The sequence below is a fragment of the Vibrio sp. 1401 genome (assembly GCF_033340295.1).
The window spans coordinates 1-669 of sequence record NZ_JAWOWF010000415.1 but is presented as its reverse complement, the minus strand read 5'-3'; the positions used below and the strand labels follow the sequence as shown (position 1 = coordinate 669).

Below are 669 nucleotides of genomic sequence, written 5' to 3'. Positions count from 1 at the left end.
AGTGTGAACGATGGGCGGTAGCAACGGCTGATCAAAGTGATACCAGTGCAATCCAAGCTGATGTTGAGATGGAGCAAAATACTCAAGTACTGATTTATCCAGCCAGCTCGCCCCCTTCAGAGGCACTGGATAGCGAAACGCATTTTGGTGACTGATACCGATACACGGCTTATTTTGTTGACGAGCAGCCCAAGCCGTGACGGGTTCAAAGTCGTTGATGATTAAATCATAAGTCGCCAGGTTGAGTTGGTTCACTTCTTTGAAAAAATGAATCAAATTGTTGTTCAAGGCCGTTTTGGCGTAATTGACCGAGCCTTTTTCCGTCACAAACGTAAAACCGCGACGAGTCTGATAATCGCCAAACGCTTCCATTGAAAAGTATTTCTCCGGTGCTCGCCCAGAAAAAAGAAAGTCGACCTGCACATCGTGCGATTCAAATGCCTTGCTCATTGCACGTGCACGTGCGATGTGGCCATTTCCCGTACCTTGAACACCGTATAGAATTTTCATTCATTAGCCTCCTACGATCGCAATAGCTAGAGCACCACACGCACTTCCCAACAGCGCCCCTATGATGACGTCAGTAAAGAAATGGACACCGAGCAAAATACGCGCCGTACCAATTAAGCTCGCCCAAAAGAATGCGGCATAACCGAGTTCTGGGTAGTA

The 669-nt window shown here is 47.4% G+C and carries 2 protein-coding genes; both read right to left on the bottom strand.

Features of this window, described 5'->3' with window-relative positions; translation table 11 throughout:
• Positions 1-510: MJ1255/VC2487 family glycosyltransferase (locus R7Z77_RS25965; protein WP_318137125.1), on the bottom strand; the 510-nt coding region annotated here is incomplete at its 3' end.
• 3 nt (positions 511-513) lie between these two features.
• Positions 514-669 (bottom strand): phosphatase PAP2 family protein (locus tag R7Z77_RS25960; RefSeq protein WP_318137126.1); only part of this gene is annotated, 156 nt, incomplete at its 5' end.